This is a genomic window from Leeuwenhoekiella nanhaiensis (assembly GCF_002744755.1).
Taxonomy (GTDB): Bacteria; Bacteroidota; Bacteroidia; order Flavobacteriales; family Flavobacteriaceae; genus Leeuwenhoekiella; species Leeuwenhoekiella nanhaiensis.
Window position 1 is genome coordinate 127821 of the sequence record NZ_KZ319294.1, and the last position, 24636, is coordinate 152456.

Genomic DNA, 24636 nt, shown 5'->3' on the forward strand with positions numbered 1-24636 from the left:
AGCTTTTCAAAACTTGAATCTGAATTTATTCTTGATTTTTTTCAGTGTACTTGCTATTGTTTTTGGCTTTTCTCCGTAAAAAAATAATCGATTTTCTCTAATAAAATCAGGATCTAATTCTGAGATACGCCGGGCTAAATATTTTTTTGAAATTTGTACCAAACTAGTTGCCGACCCAAAGCGCAAAACAAAATTGGCTTCAATAAGTTTCCAGCTATCAACGGCTTGAATCATTTTTTCCTTATTACTTAAAGCACTTACGTTTGAACTAGTAGCTAAACGATAATAAGCCTTTGACCGTTCTGAAAAAAGGACGCCTTTACAACGTAAGAAAATCCGCGAGAAATATTCACCATCCTGATTTATTTGTAGGTATTCAAGCCAAGTACCTGAATCATAAACAAGTTTTCTGGGAAGCAAATAAGCATGAGGAGGGAAAAATCCTTCTGATCGTGCAAGTTGTTCCAAAAAATCTTTTATTTCAAAGAAAGAGCCATAGACGCTACGCACTTCCTCTTTAAGGTCATGTAGATCAGAACAGTCTGAGAAATAATCCCACTTACACGTCGCTATAAAAAGCCCTCTAGTTTTCTCCAGAATAGCTACCTGTTCATCAATTTTTTCTTGACCGATTAAATCATCACTATCCAGCCATTGTATATACTTACCCTTACTCAACTCAAAACCATAATTTCTACAGGTATTAGCTCCTTTTAATCTGTTCTTCGGGCGGTGATGATACTGAAAACGGGAATCTTTATCTAAAAAACGTTGCACGACCTCTGATGTTTCGTCTGTGCTCCCGTCATCGACTACAATACATTCCCAGTTTTTATAGGTTTGCGCTAATACTGAATCTAAGGTCTGACTAATAAGATCAGCTCGATTATAGGTGGGAATGATTATAGAAACTAATGGGTTCTCTTGCATTCAAATCAATTACTGTAAATTATATGGAGCCATATTATATTGTGAATAATCTTGGAGAATACTATAACGCTTGTATTTATATATAGTTATTTCTCGTCCTTGTTTCCACATTTCAGCAATTTGCATTTCTTCAGGTCGATCTGTATCATCCAATAACCATTTTGTAGAAGTACTAGTCAAGTCTTTCAGCACGGGAAATGCACTGTATCGAGCATAGGGGGTTGTAGCGCCCCAAGGACCATCAACAATTACAAAATCAAAATGATCTACTGACTCAATTTTCTTTCGAATAATTTTAGGATCATACCACTTCTTTTGATTTTGAAAAGCAATATTTGACTCTATTTGTACAATTGGAGCGTGTATAAATTTAACGTATTTTTCTAAATTTTGTTGGATCAAAAGTTCCTTGATCTGAGACATCCAAAGTTCATCTGACTCTACGGAATAAAACTGAACATAGCGATTCTCCATTGAAATCAATTTGGCTATATAAATTGTCGTTGCTCCACTTCCAAATTCAATAACAGCCTTTGGCTTTGTTATAGCAATTATATTAAGTGCGTGAACTATAGCTTGTGGAGTCATTGTCCAGCTCGTATGTGGAATAAAATGTTCCCCAAAAAGACTCTGTAGTTTTAAACTTGCCCATATTTGACTATCCTTATAAAAAAGCTTTTTATTATCGGTTCGGAATTCATTGATAATTCTTTTAATTCTTTTAATCATTGATACTTATTTCGTAATCAGTTAGTATTTGTGCTTGTTGTACAGAAACTTCAACAAGTTGCTCATAAAAAAATCCTTCCAAAACATTAAAATAAAAAGCATTTTTAGACCAATCTGACACTATATTATCCACCATAAGGTGAGTGGTCACAATATAATTACCTTGATTTAATGGTAATTTTTTTATCAAGAACTCTATTGACCTTAGTGGTTTATTTCTTAACAAACTATTAGAACTCGTTGAAGTGCTAAACCATAATAAACGATTGCCGTATTGGTCATCGATTCGAAAATCGAATTTTACCCTATTAGTTTGTATGTCCCTTGGGTTTTTCATTACAAATTTAAAAATCAAAGATTTTCCTGTTTGAGGCAATTCATTCTTTCCTTTACCACTAATCAATTCAACATACTCAATACTCAGTTGACCTTGAAGAATGCGTTCCTCTTCTGAAATTTCTTTTTTAAAATTATTTTTCTCCTTTTCAATTAAAGGCTGTAAATACTGTTGAATAATTTTATCGACAAAGTTATCTGCTCTAACGGATCCATTATCTAGTAAAATGGCCCGCGTACATAAATTTTGAATACTAGCCATATTATGACTCACAAACAACACTGTTCGACCTTCTCCCTGAGAAATATCTTTCATTTTTCCTATGGCCTTTTTTTGAAACTCCGCATCCCCTACGGCCAGCACTTCATCTACAACAAGTATCTCCGGCTCGAGGTGTGCAGCCACGGCAAAAGCTAATCGTACAGTCATACCGCTACTATATCGTTTAGTTGGAGTATCTATATAGCGCTCACAACCTGAAAAGTCAATAATTTCATCCAGCTTGCTATTAATTTCAGCTTTGGTCATCCCAAGAATAGCCCCATTGAGGTAAATATTTTCACGTCCGGTGAGTTCATGATGAAAGCCGGTACCTACTTCGAGTAAGGATGCAATTCGACCCCGACTTTTAATAACACCGGTGGTAGGTGCCGTTACCCTTGACAGTATTTTCAATAAGGTAGATTTCCCGGCCCCGTTCTTTCCTATAATTCCCAAAACTTCACCATGCCTTACTTCAAAATTGATATCCCGCAGGGCCCAAACATAATCCTCCGTTGACTTTTGACTTTTATCATTTACCGCACCTACTTTTAAAAAAGGATCTTCCTTACCTCGTAATTTAGCCCAAGAACGTTTAAAATCGTCCTTTAAAGTTCCTGATCCAACGGTCCCTAAACGATATTGTTTTGATATATTTTCGACTTTTAATATAACTGACATTCTTTAAAGTTTAGGTTGTGCCATTTTAAAAAGCTTAAAGCCTTTATTAAAGAAAAAAACCAAAAATAAGCCTAGAATAAAATACCCCATCTTTTTAGGACCAATTGTATTTGATGAATTCTTTATAAATCTTAATAGTTCTGTGGGATACCTTTTCATTGCTGCCAATTCATATGAAAAATGCATAGATTGATAAATAAGGTATTTTTTAGACTGGACATTTAATTTTGGATAGAAATCAGATAAAGTTTGCGAGAATAATCTGTATTTATTTGTAAAGTACAGGGTAGTTCTTGGCTTCAAAGACCCTTTGATAGAATTCTCGTGAATCCTTCTAAATGTCAAAACTTCGTCAATAAAAAAACCTCTATTAGTCTTAACAAGTACTCCAGTTATGAAATTATATTCCTGACCAGATTGTAAATATTCATTAAAGGGATCCTTGGAAAATAACTGCCGTTTATATAATCCGTCTGGGGTTAACCAGTTTATATTTTGCATCACATAATTTTCCTGTGTAATTTGATAGTTTTGAAATCTATAATATCCCTCATATCTATCAGTTAATTGAGATCTATCAACTGTAAACCCAGCCGTCCTTGCAATTACAAAATCATAGCTTTCCAAATCAAATACATTCAATTTATGAGATAAGAAATCAACGTGCATTAGATCATCACTATCGAAAAAATTTATAAAATCACCTTTAGAGACTATAAATCCAAAGTTTCTACAGCCGGGCGCACCTTTAAGTTTATGTTTCGGACGTTTATAATAGTGTATTCGATGATCTTCTGCAGCATAGGCTTGAACCAAGTTTTTCGTATTGTCAGTGCTTCCGTCATCAACCACTATACATTCCCAATTCGGGTAAGTTTGAGCCAAAACCGAATCTAATGTCTCCCCTAATAAATGAGCTCTGTTATAGGTGGGAATTATGATTGAGACAAGACCTGAATCTTTCACTTTAATTCCTAATTAATAAAATTTAGTACACCAATAACAGCACTTGACCGCTTAAAATCATCGCGTAAAGTTCCTGAATCTACAGTACCAAGTCGATACTGTTTAGAAATGTTTTCGGCTTTGAGAATTATGGACATAGATTCATTTTTGAGTAGATGACTTCTCGATACAAATCAAGCTCCACTCTCGTTCCGCTTAATTCACTCGAAGTGACAACTCTGTCAGTTCGAGTGCTTGATTGAGGCCAGAGCCGAAAACAAGTGTATCGAGAACCATAGATGGTACAATTCATCAAATCGTATCTATAAAATTCCTGCCTGTACGGTTAAACACTACCAAACCGACAAAGAACACCATCAGGCTTAGTAGGGCACAGTATCCTAAAAGTCCCCAATTAAAAATACCTTCCTGCAGGGTCATATAGCGAAAGGCTTCAATGAGTATTGCAATAGGATTCAATTCAACAACCCAGGTGTATTCGGAAAGGGTTTTACTGTTTTGCACCTCAGAGATGGGGTACATCACCGCCGAGATGTACATCAAAAGCGTGGTAGCAAAACCAATTAGAATTCGGAAATCCCGGTATTTAGTAGTAAGAGAAGAAATAAGCATCCCGGTACCCAAGCCTAATACGGCTACAATTAATATTAAGAAAGGGATAAACCAAAGCGTATAATTGGGGCTGATGGCTGAGCCTTTAGCTACGAAATAGAGGTAAAAACAGGTAAAAATAAAAAGCTGTATACTCAGCTTAAATAATGCTGAAATAGCCTGAGACATGGGAGCGATAATTCTCGGAAAATAAACTTTAGCAAACAGGCCCGCATTACTGGCAAAGGTATTGGACGTATTGTTAAGACACTGCGCAAAATAACTCCACATAGTAATCCCGGCGAGATTGAATAAAAAAGGAGGAGCTCCCCCTGTCGAAATACTGGCTATATTGTTAAAAACCAGCGTAAAGATAATGCCCGTAAATAAAGGCTGTATTAAATACCAAAGCGGCCCCAAAATGCTTTGTTTGTAGGCTGCGATAATATCCCGCCGAATAAAAAGAAACAGCAAGTCCTTATAGCGCCAAATCTCCTTTAAATCAAGATGAATTAAGTGCTGCTTAGCGTTAATCTCATACAACCAATCTTCATTTTCTGCCATTTTATTTTTCCAATTGTTGGTCTAACCAGCGTCCTGCTTTTTTATATATGCGTTTGCCTTTATGAAGCAAGCCTTTTTTAGCATCGGTTTGTCGATAAGCTTCCCCATACTTCCCATAACCGTAGCCATACTCATATCCGTAGCCATAACCATAGCCCAACTTACTCTTCGCACTAAAATAGTTGAGCACAAAACTAATGTTTTGAACTTCTTTCTTCTGATATTTATCATTGATCAGGCGAAGCATTCCTTTTTTCGTGTAATGTTGTCTTATTACGTACAATGTGGCATCTATATATTCGTCCAATTCTAAAGCATCAGAAACCAAGCCTACGGGTGGTGTATCTAGGATGATATAATCGTAACGCTTTTTCAGCTCCTGCATAAACACATCCATCTGATCGCTCATCAGCAATTCTGAAGGATTGGGAGGCACCGCCCCGGCAAGAATCACATCCAGATGCGGGACTTTCGTTTTTTGGATGACCTCATCAAGCTTGTTTTCCCCAATCAGATAATTAACCACCCCATTTTCATTGGGCAAATTAAAATCCCCAAAGATTTTTGGTTTGCGAAGATCGAGCCCAACCAAAACCGTTTTGCGCTCACTTAAGGCGAAAACACTGGCCAGATTGATACTGCAAAAGGTTTTACCTTCTCCACTAACAGACGAAGTAATCCTTACCGTTTTAGCTCCCTGTATATTCTGCTTTCGATAGATGAACTGAAGACTGGATCTTAAGCCCCTAAAAGCTTCAGCAATTGCAGAACGCGGATCCTCGATAACCACCAAATTGCTATTGGAATTGCTTTTACCAATTGCCCCTAAAACCGGTATTCCCGACAAGCGTTTAATTTCGTTGGGATTACTGATTTTGGTATCAAAGAAAAACAACAGGAAAACAAAGGTCAGCGGGACTACTGTACCTCCTACAACAGCCATCACATAACTTACCCCGTCATTGGCGCTAATCGCACCGCCGCCCGTATCCTTGGCCTCATCGATAATGATAATATCTGATACATTGGCTGCCTTTACAATCCCAGCCTGACTGCGTTTATCAAGGAAAACCCCATACGCGCCCTCGGTCAGATTATACCTCCGCTGTATCCCAAACAACTGCTGCTGTTCTGCAGGCAGCTTGCGCATTTGTCCTTCGGTACGGGCGATTTCATTACGCACGTCTCTGAGCTGATTGTTTAAAATCTGCTGACTTGAAGCCATATTTTCAAACAACACTGCTTTTATGGCATTGATACGCCGGTCCAGATCCCTGAAAGCCGGGTTATTTGGCTTCGCCGTATAAGCCAGTCGCCGGCGCTCTTCAGCCAGCTCAATAATACTCGAGACACTTTGGGTGACACTACCTTCCCCAATTCCCGTAATTGAAGGTGCCGGAATATCGGTACCGTAATCTTCACGCGAACGCAAGTAGTTTTCTAAATCCCGATAATACTGCAAACGTTGCTCCAGATTCTGCTTTTGGGCGTCAAGCTCGGTTATTTTGGCAATGAGACTTTCTTCACTACTCCCAATGCCCACGCTGCTGTTTTCATCGCGAAATTGATCAAGCTCTTCCTGCACGTTTTTCATCTCAACCGACTTTATGGCGAGACTACTATCAATAAACTGAATGGTTTTGGTCGCAAACAGGTTTTTGCGTTCCAATTGATTTTCGGCCAGAATACGCACCGATGAATTGAGGAAATCTACGAGTCGGGCTTTATTGCTGCCGGTAAGGCTCAAAGTCAAAATACTGGATCCGGAAGGTGTCTGGTCGATCCCGATGCCCCGATAGCGTCCTACTACTCCGTCAAAACCGTTAAAACGAATCAGATATTCCTTGCCTAATTGCGCAGGTATTCCGGAAGGATTTAGCTTAAAATTGAAATAAGGCAAATCAACCGGGTCTCCCAGGGCAAAGCGCTCACTTACCGAAGCTGCCGGCAGCGGTAAATTAAAGCTTTCTTTAGTATCATAATTTTGAGCCTGACCTGAGCCTTCGTTAAAATCGATATTCAGCGTATAGGTAGAATCGGTATCAAACACCACTTTGACCATTTTACCCAGCAGTTGGGGCCGCGCGGTATTGACATCTACTTCAAAGGGCGTTGAACCGTAAATATCTTCCAAATGGTATTTGCCCTGTTGCAGATAATCTACATAAAATTGAAGCTTCTCAACCACGTCTTCATTATGACTGCGGGAACGCAACAGTATAATTGCGGTCTGCACCTTATCGGTAGTACCACCCCAGTTGAAGGTGAGACTGGTATTTGAGGTAAAAAAAGGATTTTGATCATCTTTCACCGTGATCATATTACTCATACGATACACCGTTTGCCTGCGCACATTCTTATAGTAGGCAATGTAATAGGCGATGCCAATACACATCACAAATAGCGGCCACCAACTGAGAACCTTGAGCAAAAAGCCTCTAAAATCAAAGAAGTTTTGCAGGTCTTTTATTTCAAATTCATCTTCCATCTAAAGTCGGGTAACCAAAAGTACTGTGGTTACAGCCAGGGTAAATAAAGAAACTATTGTATTTAAGTTTTGTAAGCCGGTCGTACCGATTCCCAGTGATTTCTGAGGAAGGGGATTAACCAGAATCAAATCGTTAGGCTGCACATAATAATATGGAGAATTAAGGGCATCGATACTCGTTAGGTCCACGTGATGAATTTTCTTTCCGCCCGGATATTGCCTGATTACCAGGACATCCGTACGATCTCCATACTCCGAAATATCCCCACTATTAACAATAGCCTGAAGCAGCGTAAGTTCTTCAACCAATTCCACTTTATTACCCGGGCCACCTACTTCCCCGGCAATCGTATATTTAATTCCGGCCAACTTAACGGTCACGAATATGTTAGCCTCTTCGGTAAAATAATCTTCCAGCAATTTATCTTCAATGATTTTTTGTATTTCTTCGGTTGTGTAACCCAAAACCGATACTTCACCAAGTGTTGGCAAACGTATTTTCCCGTGGCGATCCACTACAAAGCCGTCATAATAATAGCCCTCATCAAGTGAAGCACCTTCTTCTCCCGCTGAAGCAGGATTAAATAAAGCTACCAGCTCCTGATCTAATGCTTTTACCCGAATGCTCAGCACATCGTTGATCTGAACATGATAAGGTCTTTGCTGTAAATTAATCTGAATTAAGCTGTCTTGAGCTACTTGTGTTTCCTGAAGATATTTAAGCTTTTTGGTCGGAATGCACGAAGCAAACATCACCAAGCACAGAAACACCGTTAATTTTTGTAAGAAATTTTTACCAGATCCGGTAAATAATGCTGCCGAAATAGCAAAGCTTCGCTGCCTTAAGTCCCATTTTTTGGATAAAGGGGGCAATTTTGTAAGAAATTTCATAGACGTTGGGATAGCAACTGAAACAAATATATAGTCTTAACACTAAATTATGAAACTTAGTACCGAAGAAGTATGTTAAAACTACCTTTGAGGAAATTTAAATGCCGATTGCCGATAAACCAAGAGGATTTTAATTGGCCACCTCGCTGATGAATTTAATACGATAGAGCCGCAGTTCATCTTCGTCGTAATCCCCATCAAACTCTGCCATGGCCTCTTCCACATTGTCTGTTTCAGCCTCCAGAAAGTATTCGTGAAGTTCTTCCTGCTGATCTTCATCAAAAAGGTCATCTATCCAATAATCGATATTGAGTTTGGTACCACTATAAACAATAACTTCCATCTCTTTGATAAAATCATCCATCTCGAGTCCTTTAGCTGATGCGATGTCATCCAGCGGAAGTTTTCGGTCTACGTTTTGAATAATGTAGAGCTTGAGCGCAGAGTTTGATCCGGTTGACTTAACCACCAGATCATCCGGTTTGAGAATGTCATTTTCCTCAACGTATTTTTTGATGAGGTCTACAAATTCACGCCCGTATTTTTTGGCCTTACCCTCTCCTACCCCAAAAATGTTTGACATCTCGTCAATCGTTGTGGGATACTTGATCGCCATATCATCAAGTGACGGATCCTGGAAAACCACATAAGGCGGGACACCTTTTCGTTTTCCTACTTTTTTTCGCAGGTCTTTAAGCATGGCTACAAGCCTGGTGTCTGTTCCTCCACCGGGACGAAGATTTGCATTTGGCGTCTCATCAGTTTCGGTGTCGTAGGAATGATCTTCAGTCATCATAAATGACCCGGGCTTTTTAATGAATTTACGCCCGGAATCCGTCAACTTGATCACTCCGTAAGTTTCGATATCTTTCCTGAGATAGCCGGCAACCAAAACCTGACGAATTAGCGCCTTCCAGTAGGAAGATTCTTTTTCTTTACCAATTCCAAAATAAGGCTCTTCATCGGTTTTGTGCGAGGCAATAATGGCGTTTGATTTACCCACAAGCGTAAATACCAATTCCTTGGCCTTATAAATAGCTCCGGTTTGCTCTACTACTTTTAAAAGCTGAACGACCTCTTCCTGAGCCTCGTGCTTTTTCTTGGGATTACGCACATTGTCATCGAGGTCGCCACCTTCACCGGTTTCGTTATCAAATTCTTCCCCAAAATAATGCAGAATAAATTTACGCCTTGACATCGAAGTCTCGGCGTAGGCCACGACTTCCTGTAAGAGAGCGTGTCCTATTTCCTGTTCGGCAACAGGTTTACCGCTCATAAACTTTTCAAGCTTTTCTATGTCTTTGTAAGAATAATAGGCCAGGCAGTGACCTTCACCACCGTCCCTTCCGGCACGACCGGTTTCCTGATAATAACTCTCTATACTCTTTGGAATATCGTGATGAATCACAAATCGAACGTCAGGCTTATCAATTCCCATCCCGAAAGCGATTGTTGCCACCACCACGTCCACATCTTCCATCAAAAACATATCCTGATGTTTCACGCGGGTTTTAGCATCAAGCCCGGCGTGATACGGCACAGCCGAAATTCCATTTACCTGTAAAACCTGCGCAAGCTCTTCAACACGCTTACGGCTGAGGCAGTAAATGATTCCGCTTTTACCCTGATTTTGCTTGACAAACCGAATAATGTCTGCATCAACATTCTTGGTTTTTGGGCGTATTTCGTAATATAAATTAGGCCTGTTAAATGAGGCCTTAAAGGTGTTTGCGTCAGAAATGCCCAGGTTTTTCAGGATATCTTCCTGCACCTTGGGTGTAGCCGTAGCCGTTACCGCTATTATTGGAATGTTCTCACCAATGCGCTTAATAATATGACGCAGGTTTCGGTATTCGGGTCTAAAATCATGTCCCCATTCACTGATGCAATGCGCTTCGTCAATCGCCACAAAACTGATTTTCTCCTGACGCAGAAAATCTACGTGCTCATCTTTGGTGAGTGATTCCGGAGCTACATATAATAATTTAGTGACCCCGTTTGAGATGTCCTCTTTTACCTGTTTGATTTCACCTTTGGTGAGGGAAGAGTTCAACACGTGTGCAATACCATTTTCTTTCGAAATCCCCCGCAATGCATCAACCTGATTTTTCATCAATGCAATCAAAGGGCTCACAACGATAGCTGTGCCTTCCTGAATAAGTGCGGGAAGTTGATAACAAAGGGATTTCCCACCGCCGGTGGGCATGATCACGAATGTATGCTTTCCATTTACAATGCTCGTAATAACATCTTCCTGAAGTCCCTTAAATTTGCTAAAACCAAAATATTTCTTGAGGGCCGCGTGTAAGTCTATTTCGCTTGAATTCATTAATGCTTCTTCAATTTTGCATACATTTGTATCCTAAATATAGTAATTTCTACTCCACAAACAAACGGCTTAATCTCATTACTTTTGAATAATTACGAGCAGATTTTAAAAAATGCCAGACACACCCTGAGTATCGAGCATCAAGCCATCGGTTTACTGTCTGAATTACTCGATGAGGATTTTGCCAAAGCTGTCCTTGCTATTTTTAACGCAAAAGGCCGGGTAATTATTACTGGTGTGGGCAAAAGCGCAATCATTGCACAGAAAATTGTGGCTACCTTAAACTCAACAGGTACTCCTGCCGTTTTTATGCACGCCGCAGATGCCATTCACGGCGATTTGGGAACCATTCTGGACGATGATATCGTATTATGTCTCTCAAATAGCGGCAGCACTCCAGAAATCAAGGTTTTGATTCCGCTTATCAGAAGCCGGAAGAATACGATCATTGCGATGACCTCCAATAAAGAATCCTTTCTCGCTAGACAGGCAGATGCCCTTATTTGGGCATACGCCGAAAAAGAAGCCTGCCCGCATAATCTGGCACCAACAACGAGCACCACGGTACAATTGGTTCTGGGCGACGCTCTTGCTCTGGCTTTGCTTGATTTAAGAGGTTTTTCCAAGGAAGATTTTGCCAAATACCACCCTGGTGGCGCCTTGGGAAAACGCATGTTTTTGCGTGTAAGTGATCTCATTGCGCTGCACGAGAAACCTCAGGTTTCTGAAGACGCTCCCATAAAAGAGGTAATTGTAGAAATTTCCAAAAAACGTCTGGGAGTTACTGCGGTTACTCAAGAAGCTAAAATCACGGGCATCATTACCGACGGAGACATCAGACGCATGCTCGAGAACAACGAAGTGCTTACGGGTCTTACCGCAAAAAGTATTATGAGCAGCAACCCCAAAACCATTCACTGCGAGGCCATGGCCACTCAGGCTCTGGAAATTCTTGAGACCTACAGTATAACGCAACTCCTCGCTGTAGATGATCAAAATAATTATGCAGGAGTATTACATTTGCACGATTTAATAAAAGAAGGTATCCTATAATGGCGAAACGAAAGCAGGCAAACCCAGACGAAATGTCTTTTTTAGACCATCTCGAAGAATTGAGATGGCACTTAATACGCGCTACTCTTGCTATTGTAATTGTAGGCACCGTTGCCTTTATTTTTAAGGATTTTATTTTTGACCAAATCATTTTTGCCCCGGCAAGACCCGACTTTATTTCCTACGATTTGCTCTGTCAATTAGCTAACATATTTGGTTCCGATAAAGGCTGTATTAACGAAATGGACTTTATCATCCAAAACCGAACCATGGGCGGGCAGTTTAATGCGGCCATATGGACTTCGATCATCGTAGGTCTTGTAGTGGCGTTTCCTTATGTGGTTTATGAGTTCTGGAGATTTATTTCACCGGGGCTTTACGAGAAAGAACGTAAAAACTCCAGAGGTTTTATTGTGATTTCGTCATTACTCTTTTTTATGGGGGTGCTTTTTGGCTATTATATCATTGCCCCGCTTTCCATCAATTTCCTGGCTAATTTCACTGTGGGCGATATGGTTAAAAATGAGTTTGACATCAGCTCTTACATAGGTCTGGTACGTGCCAGTGCTATTGCAGCCGGCCTCATATTTGAATTACCTATTGTGATTTATTTCTTTACCAAGATTGGTTTGGTCACCCCCCAATTCCTTAGAAAATACCGCAAATATGCTTTGGTAATCGTACTTATCGTAGCGGCGATTATTACGCCTCCCGATATCTCTACTCAGGTAATCGTATCAATCCCGATATTGATTTTATATGAAGTGAGTATCCTTATTTCGGCCTTTGTGATGCGCAAAGAGTTGAAAGAACAAAATAAAATGAAAAAGAAACAAGCTTAATTTACCCCTTATATGTCTCAAGATAAAACCAACCCCGTCGCCGAATTCAACGCGTATCGCGCCAAAATGAATGATAAAATTCTGGCCGACAAAAACAAAATCATAAACCGCATTTTTAATCTGGACACCAATGCTTTTGCTGCAGGCGCGCTTGATGTAAAGACCAAAGAACTTTTGGGTCTAGTCGCTTCTACGGTATTGCGCTGTGACGATTGTGTACGCTATCATTTAGAAAGTTGTCATAAAGAAGGGGTTACTAAAGAAGAAGTGATGGAAACCCTGAGCATTGGCACCCTTATTGGAGGAACGATTGTGATCCCACACTTGCGCCGGGCTTATGAATTTTGGGAGGCTTTAGATGAAAATGCCGCGCAGGAATAATACGCAAAGCGAAAAGCTTACGTTTTAAAAGAACCTATCAATCCTCAAAAGATGAAACTACGAGCAGAAAACTTAATGAAATCCTACAAAGGCCGAAAAGTCGTAAAAGGCATCACGGTTGAAGTAGAGCAAGGCGAAATCGTAGGTTTGCTGGGCCCCAACGGAGCCGGTAAAACCACTTCTTTTTACATGATCGTAGGTTTAATTAAGCCCAATGGCGGTACTATTTACCTTGACAACAAGGACATCACCAAATACCCCATGTACAAGCGTGCGCAAAATGGTATTGGGTACCTCGCTCAGGAAGCATCGGTTTTTAGGAAACTGAGTATCGAAGAAAACATACTTAGTGTACTTCAGATGACCAAACTGAGCAAAAAAGAACAGCGCGACAAGATGGAAGAACTCATCGATGAGTTCAGTCTGGGGCACATTCGCAAAAACCGCGGGGATTTACTTTCGGGTGGGGAGCGACGTCGTACCGAAATTGCCCGTGCACTGGCTACCAATCCTAATTTTATTCTGCTTGATGAACCTTTTGCCGGAGTTGACCCCGTAGCGGTTGAAGATATTCAGCGCATTGTGGCACAGCTTAAGCAAAAAAACATCGGGATTCTCATTACCGACCATAACGTACAGGAAACCCTCGCTATTACAGACCACACCTATCTGATGTTTGAAGGAAATATCCTGAAACACGGAGTGCCCGAAGAATTGGCAGCAGATGAAATGGTACGTAAAGTATATCTGGGTCAAAACTTTGAGTTGCGTAAGAAGAAATTGTTTCAGTAGTATTTTAAGCTTCCGGCTTAAAAATTTCTGCTCTGGGATTTTCAAAAGTGAGCACTCCCTTCTTCCAGCCTTTTAATGGCTTTACAACTTCGCGAATCGCATCCGCCCGGTTTTCAGCATCTACCAAAACAAAAGTAGCTGGGCTACCTTCAATGATCTCGTAAGGTACATTTAGAATTTCAGCAGCATTTCTAGTAATCATATCAAACACTTCCTCCAAATGTTCCTGTTTTGAAAGCTGAACGACATTAGCATACAGATTTCCCATTCGGCATAAATCAGCATCACCGTAAGGCGTAAACGGGTTTAGAATATTATTGCTGGACAAGGAAGTTAAAACTCCATGATCGCCAAGCTGATTAGCGTTAGCAACTCCTCTTGGAATGAGTTTACCGGAATCCCTTCCGTTTAGAAACAAATCGGTTGCGGGGAGTACGGTTAATGCAATTTGGGCTTCAGCGAGTTTCTTAGCCATCTCCACAAAGTCTTTTTCTTCCATCGCCGCCAGTTTGGTGACGTGACCTATGGATACTTTGCCTTGATAGTTTCGTTTCTGTGTTTGTTTACACAAGTAGGGAATTGACGAACCGTCAGGATCCAGATCAAAATCCAGATGAAAATCTACCGGCACCCTGTACTTTTCGCCCAAATCAAAAATGAGGTCGATATGCTTCTGAGGATCTTCATCTTTATACGGACAGCCACCTACCCAGTCTGCACCCTGATCTAAAGCTGCCTCCAGAAATCCGTAGGTTTCCATTTCCTGAGTTAAACCTTCCTGTGCAAAAGCGCAAATTTGCAGGCCGAGTGCAAAAGCATAATCATTCTTTAATCGCAGCAAGGCCTCGAATGAGCGCATTCCCGCACGCGGATCAACCTCCACAAAGCTGCGCATCACCTGAGTTCCGTTTTTAATGGCTTTCTCAATCACCCTGCTACCGCGGGTGTAAACATCCTCTTCTGTAAAATCTGCTTTTGCTGTGCTTACTTCATTTACCGCTTCTTCAAGGGTGCCTTTTTCGATCGTACACCGATCTAAAATGCAGGCTTTATCCAGATGAATGTGCGATTCCACATAACCGGGAATCAACAATCTGCCTTCGCAATCAATCTCATTGTCTACCACCGAAAAATTACTCCTGATTTCAGATACCTTTCCGTCTTCAATTTTTAAAACGACCAGGCCCTCGTGACCGCGTAATTGTACGTTTTTTAGGGAGAAACTCTTCATTGCTTTTGCTTTAAACTTAAAGTTAAAAGATAACAGGCAGGCAGGCTGAAGCTTTTGGAAAAGTTTAGGATGCTTAATCTATTTAATTGATTTCATTATCAATAATACTTTGAGTTTGCGCTATCCAATCTTTTGAATAATCTAGAAATACATCAGGTTCTATCCCAACGCCTTCGTAAGGTAAATATTCACGATGCCTCTTAGACGAAAGATATACTTTGAAAAAGTTACTGGGGAGTATTGAAATATCCCCTTTTAACTCGTAGGCAATGGCTCCTTTGGTTCGATCTCCCAATAGGGTTGCTGCCTTTGCTTCTCTAAGCCTGACCGCAAACTGCTCGGCATTGCTTCCGGTGTTTTGATTGATAAGTACAAAAAATTGTGTGCTGTTTTTTAGATTTTCTAAAATCTCAAATAAAATATCTGAATTGCGATTGCCGCCCCCGCCATTATCCCTTAAATCAATAATGAGATTAGCGGCAAAAGTTCGTTTTTTAAGTTCCTCATAGAATTTTTCAGCTTCTCCCAAAACCGGATAAAACCCACTAAAATCTCCTGCTTTAAGATAGCTCACCTTTGTACTTAATTGCTCAAAATGATAGGTTTTATCAGCAAAAGCTGCTCGCCAAAAGCTCGTTTGAGTCGTATCCTTTTTCAGGTTTAAACTTATGAATTCCCCGTTCTTAAAACCCGTAGTTATGGAAATGGGAGTTTTAGTGGAGTAATTGCCCATTACAGCTAAAGCACGCCCTTTGTTATTCATTTTTAGAATACCGAGTTGCTCGCCTTCCTTCCAGAGTGGCAGTTCTGACCGCAATACGATCATTTTGTAATTACCAGCCAAATTATCTTTCACAACCCCTATCTCCAGACTTTTACCCGCATAATAAATGCCCTCTATACTTTGGCCTGGTTTTTCTGATAAGTTATTCTGCAAACGCTCAAGATCGCCTGAAAAGTGCGGATACATCTTATAAAAAGCGGTTTCTTTAAATGCCTCCAGTTCACCCTGATCTTTAAGCATATCTGCATCAAATTTTGCATTTCCGTACACAATGTTATGTCGGTCGTTAATCAATTGCATAGTTTCTACCAGTAACAAATAGCAATCAAAAAGGGGCATTTTTGAGGACGCTTTAGAGGCAATTGGACTTAGTTTTTGATCAAAAGTCCTTTTTTTGCCTCTATAATCATTTTTGTAAGCCGGACTTTTCTTAATCTTTTTGACAAGAAAATTCAAATCCTGTTTACAATCACAGGTAACCTTCTGTGCGAGTAGTGAGCACGTTGACAACAGAATTAAGCCTGCAAAATAGAGCTCAATTTTAAGTTTAAAGGAAGTCTTCATCATTTTGGATTTAAAAAAATTTGATGAGACAAATCTAGAAAGCAGATTGATGCAGGCCCCAAATTTACAGGTCTTTGGGGCGAAATCCCGCTAATTTGTGGCGAAATTAAGCGCAGCTTTTACTTCAGGCAGGTGGGTTTTTGAAACTGTACATTTTAAATCGTGAATCATAACAAGTTCCCACTTTCCATTTTCTGAGTTTACATACTTGTAATGATCGGGATTGATCAAAAAAGAGCGGTGCACTTTAAGGAGTTGGGGCAAGTCTGAAGCAACAGCACTCAAGGTATTCCTAATTAAATGCTTTTTGGGCTGATTGTTTTCAGTATAGACCACTTCAACATAATTATCAGCACTAGTGACCATAATAAGTTGTTTCCATTCCAGACGGAAACCTTCATAATTTCCAGATCCTGCGATGGTGATTTTTTGTTCCTCCTGTTTTTTCTCGAGATAGCGACCCAAACCATATCTACCAACAGCAACGATAGGAAGCACCACCAAAAGTGCCGGAAGGTAAATATGTGTGATAAAATAAATTAACGTATAGGGATTGGGCTCATAAGGAACGACGACAAATAAATATACCAATCGCACCGAAAGAAGACCAACTAATGAAAAAGCCAGTAACATTAAAAGTTCTGATCCTATTTTCCAGTTCTTGTCGTTGCCTGCATAAACCCATGATTGAAGTGGTAAGAGCATAATATAACCTAATGCAGCAACCAGAGCGTAAACGGGTAAATACATTAGTTTTTCTTCAAAACCCAATTCACTCACATCCAGCGGTTCGGTAAAAAACAGAAATAGAAAAACCCATAAAAATAATCCGCTTGCGATAAAAAGGTGCCGCTTCAAAACAGGATCAAAAGGGTAATTTTTATTCATGCTTTAATCAAAATAAACAATTTTGTCTTGCTCTGCGATTGTGACTAGATTTAACAGCTGCTCCTTTAAGATACGATCCGGAGACAATTCCGGCAGGTCGTTGATGTCAAACCAGTCTACCTCGCCGATATCAAAATTAGGGTCAAAAGAACCCTCGGTAATTTCGCATAGAAAACACAGCTTATACACGTAGTGGGTTTGCGGCGGATGCGGATACTCGCGTTTGTCTAATACCGCCAGCAGGCGTTTCACTTCAGCCTTAAAACCGGTTTCCTCTTCGATTTCTTTGAGCACGTTTTCCTTCGGCGTAAGGCCGATATCTGCCCAGCCACCGGGCAGGGTCCATTTACCGTCTACCATTTCCTTTACCAGTAATACTTCGCTCTTTTCGTTTAAGATCAAGCCTCTTACGTCGACTTTGGGTGTGGGATAATCGGTTTCCGGAAGGAAGAAATCGCTGAGTTGTTCAACCTTCACATCAGCCAAAATACTCATCATCTCAAGCGAAATCGCACGCAATTCCTCATATCGCTCTGCATCGTAGTTTTCCTTATTGAAAACCAAACCGGCTTCAGCAAGAGATTTTATTTTCTTGATCTGATTGAGAAGATTAGACGAGATATCCATAGTTGTTATTGGTTTCTAAAGATCAGCGAAAGCAAAACGTAAAGCAAAATGATAAGCGGTATTGCCAAAAAGGTGAGCCAGAACAACAGAATAATCGCGATGGCCAGAAACCCGTAGCGGACTTTATTCTCGGCCATTCCCCAGCTTTTAAACTTTAGGGCAAAAAGCGGGATTTCGGCATTCAGCATATAGCAACTCAGAGCGGTGAGGGCCAGTAAAAACCAGGTATTGGTGATCAGGGTTTCGGCAAGAGCATAATCCTGAAATTGCACGATAAGCGGCAAACTGGTGATGAGCAGTGCATTTGCCGGCGTAGGCAAGCCGATAAACGAAGTTGTTTGGCGGGTATCAATATTGAATTTTGCAAGGCGAAAAGCCGAAGCCAGAGTAATCGCAAAACCCAAAAACGGAATTATCGAAATACTGTCCCAGGTCATTCCGGCTTCTACCCAGCGCTCGCCGGTATTCCAATGTTCCAGCTTGTGCAGCATTTGAAACATCACCATACCCGGCACCACACCACTGGTCACCACATCGGCAAGCGAATCGAGCTGTAAGCCCAGTTCGCCTTCCACCTTAAACATACGGGCAAAAAAACCATCGAAGAAATCAAAAAATATTCCTGCAACGACGGCATAAGCCGCATAATCCAGCTTACCGGTAGCAGCGAAAAAAACACCAAGCATCCCGCAAAACAGGTTGGCCATGGTAAATGCATTGGGAATGTACTTTTTGATTGTCATCACACGAGTTTTGGTTAGTTGTACTATATAAGAAGGGTCTCCACTAAAACAAAGGTTTTGGTTTTAAGAAATCTCGCTTACCGGGTAAAAATAGTTAAATTCTTTGTGGAGCCTTTACCAATTAAGAAGACCCTAACGAAATGGCTACTGAAACAACAGCCATTTTGCAACTGCCTCATACTTAATCGCAAAAAATAAAGTTTAAATTGTCGCGGGGTTTACCCAAATTTGCCCAAAATCTGTTCTGAGGTTGAAAAAAGTAGTATTTATCGTTTGGAGTCTGTTTGTAGTCACGGCACTAGAGGCTCAGGCAGTACGCAAATACTCCAACGAATTTCTAAATATCGGTGTCGATGCCGCATCGCTAGCCATGGGCAACGCCGTGGTGGCAAGCTCTAAAGATGTAAACAGCGGCTACTGGAATCCGGCCGGACTTGTGCATCTTGAAGACAACCAGCTAGCCCTGATGCACGCCAGTTACTTTGCCAATATTGCGTTATATGATTACGCCGCTTTCGCTAAAAAACTCGATGACCGCAGCGCGCTGGGCATTTCGTTAATACGCTTCGGGGTAGACGATATTCTAAACACCACCCAACTCATTGACGCCAACGGAAACATAGACTACAACCGCATCAGTCTTTTTTCTACCGCTGATTATGCACTTACCGCATCTTACGCGCGGGAGTTACCCGTACAGGGATTGAATCTGGGGGCGAATGCTAAGGTCGTGCGCCGCATTATTGGAGATTTTGCTTCCAGCTGGGGTTTTGGTCTCGACTTTGGATTGCAATATTCGAGTGGCGATTGGGATTTTGGGCTTATGGCCCGTGATATCACCACCACCGTCAATACCTGGGCCATTGACGAAGAACAATTTGCGACTATTCGTGATGCGGTTGAAGGTCAAAATCAGGAATTACCCGAAACCCTGGAAGTCACCATCCCAAAACTCCAGATGGGAATCGCACGCAGCTGGCTAATTCGTTATGATTATTCGATCAAGGCGGAAGTAGATCTGCTGATGCGCTTTACGCAAACCAATGATATCATCTCCAGTCCCGGACTTAGCGCCTCTCCCGCAGCAGGTTTCGAAGTGGGATACACCGGAATAGTTTTCCTACGCGCCGGGATCGGGAATTTTCAGGATATCACCCAGCTTGACGGAAGCAATCGCATTGGTTTTCAACCCAATATTGGTGTTGGATTTCAGTACAAGGGTATTCACATTGATTACGCCCTTACCGATATCGGTGATCAAAGCGCGGCCGTGTATTCCAATATTTTCTCCTTAAAGCTCGATTGGGAGTTGTTTCGGTAGCTTCGATACGATTTATATGGATTTTGCAATCCATATAAATCACTCAGCTACCTCAGAATTCAAAATTCAAGGTTTAAAATTCAAGACTAATAACACTGCAAGGTAAACTCAATGCTTTTTGTTTCTTCCTGATAAAAAACATAGATAGATCCCATATCTCCCCACATCAAATTGGCATTTTCTTCAGAATCTATTTGAAACAAAAGCTTTAAAGGTTTTCCCTCAGCATTCAATGGTGTTTCGTCTCCCTGAACCCATCTGGGATATCCACCAAGTTGACTCTGGTAGTCCTGCTCCCCTATCAAATTGGAAACAGCATCTTCATACGCGTTCCAGGGCGATTCCTCATTAAGTACGCAAGATAACTTCACAGCCTCATCCTTAAATACCTCAATACCTTCCCAATTGGGTAAACTTTGAGCAGGCATAAACGCTATTTTACAAAAAGGGGATTGGTTTAATTCTTCAGGTCTGGAAATAAATTCGATTTTTTGTTGGTCAACTTTAGGGTAGATTTTCACCAACCACCCATCCTCCCCAGTATCCCAGGGTAATGCTTCCCAATCGTAAAACAATTGAACCAGTGCTATAGTTTCGGGTAGCTCTAATTCTTTTGAATTAAATACCTGAAACACAAAATCCAGAGGTTTGCCTTTTTCAGTTGTTGGCCAGGATTCTCCCGCCTCAAAATAAGGATGTCCACCAAAATGCGATTCTAGCTGTGTATTTTCAGGAAGTGCAGAAGCCGGCAGGACATTCATCCTGGTCATTGGGCTGATTAAGGGCTTAAGCAAATTTTCTAAATCTGAAGCTGATTTTAAGTTCAGCTCATTCAGTTCGCGTTTATACTTATCAATATGAGAAGGTGCATTAGCAGAAGCCTTTTCATTCTTTTTACCGAATAATTTATTCCAAAAACCCATATACGATACCGGCTTTAATTGAAACTTTTGATTTTAATCTTCTAACTTTTCGTCCCCCGCAACATTTCCCGTTTTCCCGGAGGGCCGGGAAGGCGTTCTACGGTAAAGCCCACGCTTTGCATCGCGCGACGTACACTGCCTTTTGCGGCATAGGTAACGAGTACTCCGCCGGGATTCAGGGCATCAAACATCTTTTGAAAAATGGGTTCTTCCCAGAGTTCGGGTTGTACCCGCGCACCAAAGGCATCAAAGTAGATAAGATCGTGCTGACTGATATCGGTTATGGTTTCAAAGGTCTGCTCACGCTTTTTTAAACGGAATTGTGACGTGATTGCATGCTCCTCTTCCCAGGGGGTTTGGTGCATCGCTTCAAAAGTCTCGCGATAGCTTTCGGCTTCAATCGTTTCTAAATAATTGAGTTGCTTTAATTCTTCAGTAGAAACCGGAAAGGCTTCCACACCTTCATACTTCAACTTAACCGGAAGTTTTTCAGCGTGGATCAAAGTTAAAAGTGCATTCAGTCCTGTCCCGAAGCCTATTTCTAAAATATAAAGTTCATCAGGCTGGCCCGCTTTCGCGAAAGCGTGATCAAAACCCATTTTAAGAAACACGTGCCGCGCTTCCTGTACCGCTCCGTGCATAGAATGGTACTGCTCATTCCAGTCGGTTATCTGTATGGTAGTAGAGCCGTCTGCTGTTTTAACGATTTTGCGCTCCAACTTACTCGGCGATTTTCACTCCGCTGGCCGTAAAGCCCAGACTTTTCTTAGGAAGGGTAATCGCTGTGATTTCAGCTTCGCTTTTCCCGGCATCTTTGGCATAATGCTGCTGTTCTTCAACCGGCACCTCGCTGATAAAGGCCATTCCGTGAACAACCACGCGCTTTCCTTCTAAATCTTTAGGCACAAAAAAACCGTAATCCTTAAACTTAACCATTACAGGATCTTCAGCCCCTACATCTACCTGCATCCAGCAGCCCTTTGCCTGGCAAACCTCTTTAACAGGGCCTTCAAAGGTCACCTTAACCGTGTCTCCGGTTTTTAGATTTGAATAAATTTCGCCCAACTCATAGGCCGAAAGAATGGTTTCGTTTTTAAAATCGGCACCAAAAACCGGTAAATCTCCGGTGACTTCCTCCTGATTGATCACAGCTGCAGAGGCTCCTGCAGATTCATTATCCTTACACGAATAGACAATCAGAGCGATTGCGAGGATACTAAACAACTTTTTCATAGTTATCGTTTTTTTATTTGATTTCTTGCTTAAGCAAAAGCAAAACCCTTAAAAAAAGAGCTTTTTAAATGCTAAAACAGCTGTTTTGATGCATAATTAGTTTCAGAGAACCGGGTCCGGAGCTGTATTACAATGCAATAAGTCTGGCGAACAGGTAAAATTAATCATTTCTTGAGCTTACTTACTTTGAGAAAATGATAAATTTGTGCTTATAAATCGCACGATTATGACAGATACTTTAACGATTACCAAGGCGCAAAAGTCGAAAATAGATCAGGTTGACTTTAGTAATCTGGCTTTTGGTAGCATTTTTACAGACCATATGTTTGTTTGTGAATATAAAGACGGAAGCTGGCAAACTCCAGAAATTAAGCCTTACGGTCCTCTTGAAATGGATCCTGCTTCAAAAGTCTTTCACTACGGGCAGGCGGTTTTTGAAGGAATGAAAGCTTACAAAGACGACAACGGCGACATTTTTATGTTCCGTCCTGAAGAAAACTTTAACCGCATCAATAAATCAAGCGAGCGTCTGGCGATGCCGGCATTTGATAAAGACTATTTTTTTGACGGTCTCAATACCCTGCTCAACCTCGATAAAGACTGGATCAAACCCGGAGAAGGCAACTCGCTTTACATTCGCCCGTTTGTCATTGCGACCGAAAACGGCGTATTGGCCTCACCTTCTACCGAATATAAATTTGTCATTATTTGCGCACCCGCTCAGTCGTATTACAGCGGCAAGGTGCGCGTACTTTTTGCAGACCATTACAGCCGTTCTGCTGATGGAGGTGTAGGCTTTGCTAAAGCAGCCGGTAACTACGCCGCACAGTTTTACCCAACTGAACTTGCCAAGGAAAAAGGCTACAATCAGGTGGTATGGACAGACGCCAGCACCCACGAATATCTGGAAGAAGCCGGTACTATGAATGTATTTTTCCGTGTGAATGATACCTTGATTACCGCGCCTACCAGCGACCGTATTTTGGATGGAATTACCCGTAAAAGTTTAATCGAGCTTGCGCGCAGCCAGGGCATTAATGTTGAAGTGCGCCCTGTTAAGGTTTCTGAAATTGTAGAAGCTGCCGAGAACGGTTCACTTAAAGAAATGTTTGGTGCCGGTACTGCTGCTGTGATCTCTGTGATTTCGGGCTTTACCCACAAAGACAAGCAGTTTGACCTGCCTGATCTGGATGATGCCTATGCGCCAAAACTCAAAAAACAATTGACCGAATTACAGGCCAACCGTGCTGAAGATCCTTTTGGATGGAGGTATGAAGTACCTGCAATCGAAGTCTAGTTTATTCATAATTTCGCTTTCGCGAAAGCATTACAAAACCCAAAGCATTTAGGATTTGCTTTGGGTTTTGTGTTTGCAGACTTTAGACGTATTTTTGCACCTCATTTTTAAACCGAAGACATGCAAGACGGAATATATGCCAAATTTCATACGCCAAAAGGTGAAATTCTGGTAAAACTCGAACACGAAAAAACTCCCGGAACCGTAGGTAACTTTGTAGCACTGGCTGAAGGAAACCTTGAAAACTCCGCTAAAAAACAAGGAAACCCATACTACGACGGACTTAAATTTCACCGCGTGATTCCTGATTTTATGATTCAGGGAGGTTGCCCGCAAGGCACCGGTACCGGCAATCCCGGTTACCAGTTTGATGATGAGTTTGACTCCAGCCTGAAACACGACGGTCCCGGAGTACTCTCTATGGCAAACGCCGGCCCCGGCACCAACGGAAGTCAGTTTTTTATCACGCACACCGCAACTCCATGGTTAGACGGAAAGCATACCGTTTTTGGTAAAGTAGTAGAAGGTCAGGATGTGGTTGACGCCATCGCTCAGGGTGACAAAATGGAGCAGGTTGAGATCATTCGCGTAGGTGAAGAAGCCGAAAAATTTAATGCTGTTGAAGCCTTTCGTACGTTTGAAGGAGCCCGTGAAAAACGCATTGCCGAAGAACGCGCTAAAAAAGCCGAAGCTTTAGATAAATTGAGTCAGGGTTTTAAAGAAACCAAGAGCGGTTTACGCTATCAAATCATTCAGGAAGGAAACGGTAAAAAGGCTGAAACCGGAAAAATGGTATCGGTACATTACAAAGGTCAGTTAGCTGACGGTACTGTGTTTGACTCTTCGTACAAACGTAATCAGCCCCTGGATTTTCAGGTTGGTGTAGGTCAGGTGATCGCAGGCTGGGATGAAGGTATTGGTTTACTTAAAGTGGGTGACAAAGCCCGTTTTGTAATTCCTTCAGACCTGGGTTACGGAAGTCGCGGTGCAGGCGGAGTTATTCCGCCCGATGCGATTTTGGTTTTTGACGTTGAATTGGTGGACGTTAAATAAATTCCGAATATAAATAGAAAAAGAAAGGCTGTCTGAAAAGATGGCCTTTTTTGTTGGTTGTTTTCGGTTTGCTGTTTACCGTTTAGTTTGGTTTAGGATAAAACTGTGTACTTCCCTAAATAGCGTTGACCGTTTTT

The 24636-nt window shown here is 41.3% G+C and carries 24 protein-coding genes; 7 read left to right on the forward strand and 17 right to left on the reverse strand.

From position 1 onward, the window contains the following. Positions 1 to 6: 6 nt before the first annotated feature. From CJ305_RS14240 to recQ, 9 genes are all read right to left on the reverse strand, one after another. Positions 7 to 930, reverse strand: a complete 924-nt coding sequence (locus CJ305_RS14240) for a glycosyltransferase family 2 protein (protein ID WP_099646952.1) — start codon at positions 928 to 930, stop codon at positions 7 to 9. A gap of 9 nt (positions 931 to 939) precedes the next feature. Then, positions 940 to 1659: an O-methyltransferase gene (locus CJ305_RS14245; protein WP_099646953.1), complete on the reverse strand. Its 720-nt coding sequence runs from the start codon at positions 1657 to 1659 to the stop codon at positions 940 to 942. After that, positions 1652 to 2938, reverse strand: coding sequence for an ABC transporter ATP-binding protein (locus tag CJ305_RS14250; RefSeq protein WP_099646954.1), 1287 nt, complete (start codon positions 2936 to 2938; stop codon positions 1652 to 1654). The genes CJ305_RS14245 and CJ305_RS14250 overlap by 8 nt, the downstream gene beginning before the upstream one ends. 3 nt (positions 2939 to 2941) lie before the next feature. Then, positions 2942 to 3904, reverse strand: a complete 963-nt coding sequence (locus CJ305_RS14255; RefSeq protein WP_189319458.1) for a glycosyltransferase family 2 protein — start codon at positions 3902 to 3904, stop codon at positions 2942 to 2944. 8 nt (positions 3905 to 3912) lie between these two features. Beyond that, a complete protein-coding gene (locus CJ305_RS19750) occupies positions 3913 to 4041 on the reverse strand; it encodes a hypothetical protein (protein ID WP_262490584.1) in 129 nt (42 codons plus the stop codon). Positions 4042 to 4195: 154 nt separating this feature from the next. Further along, positions 4196 to 5059, reverse strand: coding sequence for an ABC transporter permease (locus CJ305_RS14260; protein ID WP_099646956.1), 864 nt, complete (start codon positions 5057 to 5059; stop codon positions 4196 to 4198). A gap of 1 nt (position 5060) precedes the next feature. Further along, the gene (locus CJ305_RS14265; protein WP_099646957.1) at positions 5061 to 7547 is read right to left on the reverse strand and encodes an exopolysaccharide transport family protein; all 2487 of its coding nucleotides are present in this window, start codon (positions 7545 to 7547) and stop codon (positions 5061 to 5063) included. Beyond that, the gene (locus CJ305_RS14270) at positions 7548 to 8438 is read right to left on the reverse strand and encodes a polysaccharide biosynthesis/export family protein (RefSeq protein ID WP_099646958.1); all 891 of its coding nucleotides are present in this window, start codon (positions 8436 to 8438) and stop codon (positions 7548 to 7550) included. A gap of 130 nt (positions 8439 to 8568) precedes the next feature. Next, positions 8569 to 10767 carry a DNA helicase RecQ gene (gene recQ / locus CJ305_RS14275; RefSeq protein WP_099646959.1) on the reverse strand — a complete coding sequence of 733 codons (2199 nt, stop codon included), beginning with the start codon at positions 10765 to 10767 and terminating at the stop codon, positions 8569 to 8571. A gap of 84 nt (positions 10768 to 10851) precedes the next feature. Between recQ and CJ305_RS14280 the strand changes: the two genes are divergently transcribed. The 4 genes from CJ305_RS14280 to lptB are packed head-to-tail and all read left to right on the forward strand — an operon-like array spanning position 10852 to position 13835. Then, positions 10852 to 11820, forward strand: a complete 969-nt coding sequence (locus CJ305_RS14280) for a KpsF/GutQ family sugar-phosphate isomerase (RefSeq protein WP_099646960.1) — start codon at positions 10852 to 10854, stop codon at positions 11818 to 11820. Beyond that, a complete protein-coding gene (gene tatC, locus CJ305_RS14285; protein WP_099646961.1) occupies positions 11820 to 12662 on the forward strand; it encodes a twin-arginine translocase subunit TatC in 843 nt (280 codons plus the stop codon). The genes CJ305_RS14280 and tatC overlap by 1 nt, the downstream gene beginning before the upstream one ends. Positions 12663 to 12674: 12 nt before the next feature. Further along, positions 12675 to 13043, forward strand: a complete 369-nt coding sequence (locus CJ305_RS14290; RefSeq protein ID WP_099646962.1) for a carboxymuconolactone decarboxylase family protein — start codon at positions 12675 to 12677, stop codon at positions 13041 to 13043. A 51-nt stretch (positions 13044 to 13094) separates the two neighbouring features. Continuing rightward, positions 13095 to 13835, forward strand: a complete 741-nt coding sequence (gene lptB / locus CJ305_RS14295; RefSeq protein WP_099646963.1) for an LPS export ABC transporter ATP-binding protein — start codon at positions 13095 to 13097, stop codon at positions 13833 to 13835. Positions 13836 to 13839: 4 nt separating this feature from the next. On the opposite strand, the gene CJ305_RS14300 is transcribed toward lptB, so the two are convergent. The 5 genes from CJ305_RS14300 to CJ305_RS14320 form a co-directional block, all read right to left on the reverse strand. Then, positions 13840 to 15066: an amidohydrolase family protein gene (locus CJ305_RS14300; RefSeq protein WP_099646964.1), complete on the reverse strand. Its 1227-nt coding sequence runs from the start codon at positions 15064 to 15066 to the stop codon at positions 13840 to 13842. An 82-nt stretch (positions 15067 to 15148) separates the two neighbouring features. Further along, complete coding sequence (locus tag CJ305_RS14305) at positions 15149 to 16189, reverse strand: S41 family peptidase (RefSeq protein WP_189319459.1); 1041 nt, start codon at positions 16187 to 16189, stop codon at positions 15149 to 15151. 315 nt (positions 16190 to 16504) lie between these two features. After that, a complete protein-coding gene (locus CJ305_RS14310) occupies positions 16505 to 17302 on the reverse strand; it encodes a LytTR family DNA-binding domain-containing protein (protein ID WP_099646966.1) in 798 nt (265 codons plus the stop codon). A 3-nt stretch (positions 17303 to 17305) separates the two neighbouring features. After that, positions 17306 to 17929, reverse strand: coding sequence for an NUDIX hydrolase (locus CJ305_RS14315; RefSeq protein WP_099646967.1), 624 nt, complete (start codon positions 17927 to 17929; stop codon positions 17306 to 17308). A gap of 5 nt (positions 17930 to 17934) precedes the next feature. Beyond that, the gene (locus CJ305_RS14320; RefSeq protein WP_099646968.1) at positions 17935 to 18672 is read right to left on the reverse strand and encodes a CDP-alcohol phosphatidyltransferase family protein; all 738 of its coding nucleotides are present in this window, start codon (positions 18670 to 18672) and stop codon (positions 17935 to 17937) included. Positions 18673 to 18922: 250 nt separating this feature from the next. On the opposite strand from CJ305_RS14320, the gene CJ305_RS14325 reads away from it, so the two are divergent. After that, positions 18923 to 19993 carry a putative type IX sorting system protein PorV2 gene (locus CJ305_RS14325; RefSeq protein ID WP_099646969.1) on the forward strand — a complete coding sequence of 357 codons (1071 nt, stop codon included), beginning with the start codon at positions 18923 to 18925 and terminating at the stop codon, positions 19991 to 19993. A gap of 86 nt (positions 19994 to 20079) precedes the next feature. Here CJ305_RS14325 and CJ305_RS14330 read toward each other — a convergent pair whose 3' ends face one another. From CJ305_RS14330 to CJ305_RS14340, 3 genes are read right to left on the reverse strand one after another with little or no spacing between them, the layout of a single operon-like run. Then, positions 20080 to 20916, reverse strand: coding sequence for a DUF1963 domain-containing protein (locus CJ305_RS14330; protein ID WP_099646970.1), 837 nt, complete (start codon positions 20914 to 20916; stop codon positions 20080 to 20082). A gap of 41 nt (positions 20917 to 20957) precedes the next feature. Next, positions 20958 to 21635: a tRNA (5-methylaminomethyl-2-thiouridine)(34)-methyltransferase MnmC2 gene (gene mnmD / locus CJ305_RS14335; RefSeq protein WP_099646971.1), complete on the reverse strand. Its 678-nt coding sequence runs from the start codon at positions 21633 to 21635 to the stop codon at positions 20958 to 20960. A 1-nt stretch (position 21636) separates the two neighbouring features. Then, positions 21637 to 22149 (reverse strand): DUF4920 domain-containing protein, encoded by a 513-nt coding sequence (locus CJ305_RS14340; RefSeq protein WP_099646972.1) that lies wholly within the window; start codon positions 22147 to 22149, stop codon positions 21637 to 21639. Positions 22150 to 22375: 226 nt separating this feature from the next. On the opposite strand from CJ305_RS14340, the gene CJ305_RS14345 reads away from it, so the two are divergent. Together CJ305_RS14345 and CJ305_RS14350 are read left to right on the forward strand one after the other, a co-directional pair. Then, on the forward strand, positions 22376 to 23446 hold the full coding sequence (locus tag CJ305_RS14345) for a branched-chain amino acid aminotransferase (protein ID WP_099646973.1): 1071 nt from the start codon (positions 22376 to 22378) through the stop codon (positions 23444 to 23446). Positions 23447 to 23566: 120 nt separating this feature from the next. Beyond that, entirely contained in the window at positions 23567 to 24499 is a 933-nt protein-coding gene (locus CJ305_RS14350) for a peptidylprolyl isomerase (RefSeq protein ID WP_099646974.1), read from the forward strand. Positions 24500 to 24636: the final 137 nt, after the last annotated feature.